General features: G+C 59.0%; 6 protein-coding genes. 1 reads left to right on the top strand and 5 read right to left on the bottom strand.

Annotation, left to right across the window (positions count from 1 at the left end; translation table 11 throughout):
* From AAAC48_RS23075 to AAAC48_RS23065, 3 genes are all read right to left on the bottom strand, one after another.
* Nucleotides 1-302, bottom strand: a 302-nt coding sequence (locus AAAC48_RS23075) for an FGGY family carbohydrate kinase (RefSeq protein ID WP_340656433.1), incomplete at its 3' end; no start/stop codon positions are given.
* A 26-nt stretch (nucleotides 303-328) separates the two neighbouring features.
* Nucleotides 329-1,351, bottom strand: a complete 1,023-nt coding sequence (locus AAAC48_RS23070; RefSeq protein ID WP_340656432.1) for a galactitol-1-phosphate 5-dehydrogenase — start codon at nucleotides 1,349-1,351, stop codon at nucleotides 329-331.
* Nucleotides 1,352-1,424: 73 nt separating this feature from the next.
* Nucleotides 1,425-2,420, bottom strand: a complete 996-nt coding sequence (locus AAAC48_RS23065) for a substrate-binding domain-containing protein (RefSeq protein WP_340656431.1) — start codon at nucleotides 2,418-2,420, stop codon at nucleotides 1,425-1,427.
* 195 nt (nucleotides 2,421-2,615) lie between these two features.
* On the opposite strand from AAAC48_RS23065, the gene AAAC48_RS23060 reads away from it, so the two are divergent.
* Nucleotides 2,616-3,554 (top strand): threonine/serine dehydratase, encoded by a 939-nt coding sequence (locus AAAC48_RS23060; protein WP_340656430.1) that lies wholly within the window; start codon nucleotides 2,616-2,618, stop codon nucleotides 3,552-3,554.
* A 172-nt stretch (nucleotides 3,555-3,726) separates the two neighbouring features.
* Here the strand turns inward: AAAC48_RS23060 and AAAC48_RS23055 are convergent, their stop codons facing one another.
* On the bottom strand, nucleotides 3,727-4,128 hold the full coding sequence (locus tag AAAC48_RS23055) for a transposase DNA-binding-containing protein (RefSeq protein WP_340656429.1): 402 nt from the start codon (nucleotides 4,126-4,128) through the stop codon (nucleotides 3,727-3,729).
* A gap of 289 nt (nucleotides 4,129-4,417) precedes the next feature.
* Nucleotides 4,418-5,358, bottom strand: a protein-coding gene (locus AAAC48_RS23050) for an IS630 family transposase (RefSeq protein ID WP_340656428.1) whose coding sequence is annotated in 2 segments (ribosomal slippage) — nucleotides 4,418-5,022 and nucleotides 5,022-5,358 — 942 coding nt in all. Because the reading frame shifts where the segments join, the coding sequence is not laid out codon by codon here.
* Between the last annotated feature and the right edge of the window lie 211 nt (nucleotides 5,359-5,569).

Below are 5,569 nucleotides of genomic sequence, written 5' to 3'. Positions count from 1 at the left end.
TCCATCCACAGGATCGCCGGATAGAGCGGCTCGCTCCGCGCGTTGCAAATCACCACGGAAGACGCCGTCGTCGCCACGCAGACAGCGGCGATCCCGCTTGATCCGCATTGCGCAACAGCGTTGCGCCCGGCGACGACAACAGCGTTCCACCACGCTTCCGGTTGCTGTTCTGCCCAGCCGGCGCGCGGATAGGTGGTGGCATAGCTGGCTTCCGACTGGGAGAGCATCATCCTGCGCTCCACATCGTAGACTCCAGCCCTGACACCTCCCGTGCCAAGATCGAAGTTCAGGACAAGTGTCATTCCTTAAAAATCCTCCCGTCCCGCCATTAGGGGCGGAACATCACTTTCGAAAAGAACATCGACCTGTCGGTCTGAAATTTCTCGAACATGCCGGGCAGTTCGGCAAGATCGAGATCATGGGTGATCATGAACTCCCATTCAAGCTCTCCCGAGCCCAGCTTCTCCAACGTCACCGTCCATTGCGGCCCCGGATAGGGCGCGCCGAACGAATTCCACGATCCGTGCAGCGAGATTTCCTGCCTGAGAAAATGCTGGAAGGTCTTGTTTTCGAGCATGACTTCGGCAACCGGAATGCCGATGAAGACGACATGGCCGCTGGGCGCAGCCATCGTCACCGCCGTGTTGATCGACGAGGGATGGCCGGCGGCTTCGATGATCGTGTCACAAAGCAGATGCGACGGGATATCACCGCCCGCAAGGAAAGTGTGTTTCGCGCCCGCGCGCCGCGCCATCGCCAGCTTCTCTTCGGAGACATCCACGGCGACAACTTCGCTGGCACCCATCAATCTCATCCACTGGATGGCGAAGAGCCCGATCGGTCCGCAGCCGCTGACACCGCCGCGCTGGCCCATCCCGATACCGCCGGCCTTCCAGATCGCATGGAGCGCAATCGAAGCCGGGTCCGTCATGGCGACCGCACGCGGATCAATGCCTTCCGGCGTCTTCAGCAGGTTGGAAACCGGGACGCAAACATATTCCGCATAGGCGCCATCCCGCCGTGACCCGAAATAATCATAGTCCCGGCAGCGCGAAAACTGACCCTTCTGGCACTGGTCGCACTTGAAGCAAGGGAGCATGGGCGGAACGGCGACCAGCTCACCGACCTCGAAACCTTCAACACCGTCGCCGATCCCGGTGATGTGACCGGAAAACTCATGGCCGCAAATAAGCGGCATCTTGTAGGCACCCTTGATCAGCATGCGCGGCATGTCTGACCCGCAAACACCGACCGAGGCGACACGCAAAAGGACGTGGCCGGGGGCCAATTCCGGAACCGGAACATCTTCGAGGCGAATATCGCCGGGGGCATAAAGCACTGCTGCACGCATTAAAGAATCCCTGGATGGATAAAGCAAAGAAACTGCGGGGCAGGATGTGCCCTGCCCCGCAGGCTCGGGAGGATTACTGGTCGAGAACTTGCGGACGATATTCGGCGAACAATCCTTCACGCGGGAAATCGGCGACGTTCTTCGAGGTGACCAAGGTGGATCCTGCATCGACGAACTTTGCCACTTCCTTCTTGGCGGCCGCTTCGCGCGCGACCTGGATCGTCACATCGCCGAGATATTTCGGATCGTTGAGCGTGGAGGCGATGTAGTTGCCGCCTTCCGCAATGATGTTCAGCGCTTCCGACAGGCCGTCGACACCGGCAACGAGCACGTCGTTGCGGCTGTTTTCCTTCAGAACCTGTAGTGCGCCGAGCGCCATATCGTCATTATGCGCATAGACGACCTTCACATCCGGATTGGCCTGGAGCAGATCCTGCATGGCGGTGACGGCATTGGCACGGATATATTCCGCATAGGGACCCTCGACGACGGTGTGACCTGAGCCTTCGAGCGCGGCATGGAAACCATCGCGGCGATCCATCATCACGGCACCGCCGGCATCGCCCTGAATTTCGATGATCTTGGCCTTTTCGATGCCGTCGGCTCTCAACCGCGCCACCACGGCTTCGCCAACCATTTGGCCCATCTTCTTGTTGTCGCGGCCGACATGGGCTGTGACGCCCTTGCCGTTGACGCTGCGGTCGACGGTAATGACCGGAATGCCGGCGGCAATGGCGGCCTCGAGCGATGGAACGACCGCGTCGGGATTGACCGGATTGATGATCAGCGCGTTGACGCCCTGCGTGATCAGATCCTGTATGTCGTTGTTCTGCTTGCTGACATCGCCATTAGCATCAAGGAACACGAGCGAGTCACCACCCGCCTTGGCGGCAACTTCGGCGCCCGTCTTCAGCTGCACATAGAATGGCGACTGCAACGTCACCTGACTGAAGCCGATCTTCAAGCCCTCGGCATTAGCGGCAGGCGTGGACACGCCGAAGCCTGCGGCGAGCGATAGCGCAGATACGGCAAAGGCAAATTTCGACAGAAAGCGACGGCGATTGAGCATGGTTTTCCTCCCCAACGACTCAGATTTCGGCAAAACAATAAAAGTGCAAATCTTGCTCATTTGTGAATTCAGATAAGCAGAAGTTTTTTGACCTGTCAACGCGGCGCTTTCAAAATGCCGTCATGCGATCGCCGCTTGCCTTTGGCGCGTCGCAGGAACTAAGCTTGCCCAGTTCCTCAACACCCGAGTTCCCCCATGTCTCGTGAGATTACGCCTGAACGCATCGCCGGGATCGAACGGCTGATCCGCCCGCATATCCGTCACACGCCGGTGCTGCGCGTCGATATGGCCGATTTCGGCCTTGCGGCCAGACCCGTGGATCTGAAGCTCGAATGCCTGCAGCATTCGGGGTCATTCAAGGCGCGCGGCGCCTTCACCAATCTTTTGACCCGGCCAGTGCCGGAAGCCGGCGTCGTGGCTGCTTCCGGCGGCAATCATGGTGCGGCGGTTGCCTATGCCGCCATGCGGCTGGGCGTGCCCGCCTCGATCTTCGTGCCAAGCGTCACCTCACCCGCCAAGGCCGAACGCATTCGCGGCTACGGTGCCAATCTGGTCATCGGCGGTGAGCGTTATGCCGATGCGCTGGGGGCGAGCGAACGATTCGCCGAAGCAAGCGGCGCCCTTGCCATTCACGCCTTCGATCAGCCCGAAACCTTGCTGGGCCAGGGAACGCTTGGCGCGGAGATCGAAGCCGATCTGCCGGATATCACGACACTCCTGGTGGCGGTTGGCGGCGGCGGCCTGATTGGCGGCATCGCTGCATGGTTCCGCGGGAGGGTGAAGATCGTCGCCGTCGAACCGGAGGGCTCGCCGACCTTGCACCTCGCTTTGGCAGCCGGAGAACCGGTGGATGCGCCGGCGGAAGGCATTGCCGCCGATTCGCTGGCGCCGAAGCGCGTGGGCGAGTTGATGTTTCCGGTCGCCCAGGCCTTCGTCGAGCGCTCGGTGCTGGTTGCCGACGATGATATCCGAGCGGCACAACATGCGCTCTGGGACAAGGTGCGTATCGTGGCCGAGCCTGGTGGCGCTGCGGCTCTCGCCGCACTGCTGTCCGGACGATATGCGCCCGGGCCGAATGAGCGCGTGGCTGTCCTCGTCTGCGGCGCCAATACGACCGCTGTGAAGTTCGATTGAACTCGGGACGTTTTATTGAAGCCCCAAAACGCAAAAACCCCGCTTTTGGCGGGGTTTTTTTGGCGGATTGGTGCATGAGAAACTGGTTTTGAGGGGAAAGTTTGGTTGCGGGGACAGGTTTGCCCGTCGGGTCTTAAGGTACGCATCCGGTGAGGCTTGCAATTACCCACATTTAAGCGTCCCGGCGATTTCGGTTCCGAGGCGAATATTGGTCAGCCGCCTGAGGCCCCGCCAGGCGACTGTGTTTCCTGGTGGTGGGTCGGGGATTGCGGCGCTGATAGGTAAACTCGGTCGTATCTTGCAAAACCAAAATCGGACCACTGGAAGCGTCGTAGCATTGAGCTGTCGCGGCGAAATGGCCGTTGAGGATATCACCCTCCTCAACATTCGGGTTGGAGAAAAACCGATACGCCGCTTTTGTGTTGGCCCAGTCCTGGGAGGCGAAAGGAATAGATCCGCCCATATGCTCTCCAAGCTGTCGCAAAAGCTCCGTGCAGCGTCGGCCAAGACGCGCATCCTTGAACGACCTTACGTCTATTGCCTGCTTGCTCCAATGGCCCTCATTATCGACCATCACATCGTCTCGAACTGACATCAAGCACCGCCTTAAACGAATCAGGTGCTCGAAACAGAATCACAAGTGATTCTTTCGATTCAAGATTTCAGCGAAAACTTTCCGTAAATGAGTCAGCCACTTATGGGTAATTGCAAGCTTCACCGCACTTCACCGCAGGGGTACGTCTTAAGTAAGTCCACTGGACTGACTGACCGGCTTTGCCTACTCACCCTTCAGGTTATGCGCCTGACGGTTGATGGATTCCCGATTTCTGTTGGATTTTTGGAATTAGAGCACGTCCACTTTATCATGGATCATATCCGCATGCCGCGAAGTAGTTTGCACATTCCTGCGGTTTGAAGAGCGCAATAGCCTTGCCGACAGCCTCCCATAGGGCGTCGATGGTGCGTTCGGCCTTTGCGCGCATGATGGCCTTGAGTTTTGAGAATGCCATCTCGATGGGATTGAAATCGGGACTGTAGGGCGGCAGATAGAGCAGCTTGCCGCCAGCAGCTTCGATAGCCTGGCGGACACCATCGGCTTTGTGAGCAGGCAGGTTATCCATGATAACAGTATCACCCAAACTGAGCGTCGGCGCGAGGACCTGTTCGATGTAGGCCAAGAATGCCGCACCGTTCATCGGGCCGTCGAGGACCATCGGTGCCGTCATGCCGGAAAGCCTGAGCGCGCCTGTAAAGGTCGTGGTTTTCCAGTGTCCGTGGGGAACGGCCGACCGGCAGCGTTCTCCGCATAGGGATCGGCCGCGCAGTCGAGCCATCTTCGTGGAAAGGCCAGTCTCATCGATAAAAACCAGCTTGGCGGGATCGAGATCGAGCTGCCCATCAAACCAGTCCTGACGCCGTTTCAGAAGGTCGGCTCGCTCCTGCTCCAATGCATGTGCGGTCTTTTTTTGTACGTGAAGCCGCGCCCGCGCAGCCAATTGTTCAGCGCACTCCGGCCAATCCGCACGCCGTGCTCGTCCACCAGGCGCGTGACCATCTCGTTGAGCGTGATATCCTTTCGCTTCTCGATCATGCCAACGATGAAACCTTCATGGGCATCCAGGCTTGAGCCGCGCCGCCGTCCCGTCGCCCGCGCTTCCAACTCGCCCTCGCTCGCTCGCGCGATCCAGCGGATCGCCGTCGAAGCCGCCACACCGAACCGGGACGCCGCACGACGCGCCGACAAGCCCTCGCTCGATGCCTTCAAAACGCGAACCCGTAGATCACCGCTCAATGCCCGTCCCATCAAAGCCCTCCATCATTGGAGACCTTGAATCAGACAAACATCATGCTGTCACTTCACAATCGATTCATCGATCAATGGATGTGCTCTAATAGACCAGGTCATCGCTTCCTCCCTCTGTCGTTACGGTAGTAGCGGTTCTCCCTCCGCCTTTGCTCTTCCGATATAATCAGGGCGTCATCCGGCAACAGTCGCTGTAGTCAATACGGGGCCA

Origin of the sequence: Phyllobacterium sp. (assembly GCF_037994405.1) — a bacterium.
Classification (GTDB): Bacteria; Pseudomonadota; Alphaproteobacteria; order Rhizobiales; family Rhizobiaceae; genus Phyllobacterium.
This window is presented reverse-complemented; position numbering and strand designations above follow the sequence as displayed.

Excerpts from the sequence above, each read along its gene's own strand:
- AAAC48_RS23055 (WP_340656429.1), bottom strand. The coding sequence starts at position 4,128 with ATGGTCGATAATGAGGGCCATTGGAGCAAGCAGGCAATAGACGTAAGG.
- AAAC48_RS23070 (WP_340656432.1), bottom strand. The coding sequence starts at position 1,351 with ATGCGTGCAGCAGTGCTTTATGCCCCCGGCGATATTCGCCTCGAAGAT.
- AAAC48_RS23065 (WP_340656431.1), bottom strand. The coding sequence starts at position 2,420 with ATGCTCAATCGCCGTCGCTTTCTGTCGAAATTTGCCTTTGCCGTATCT.
- AAAC48_RS23060 (WP_340656430.1), top strand. The coding sequence starts at position 2,616 with ATGTCTCGTGAGATTACGCCTGAACGCATCGCCGGGATCGAACGGCTG.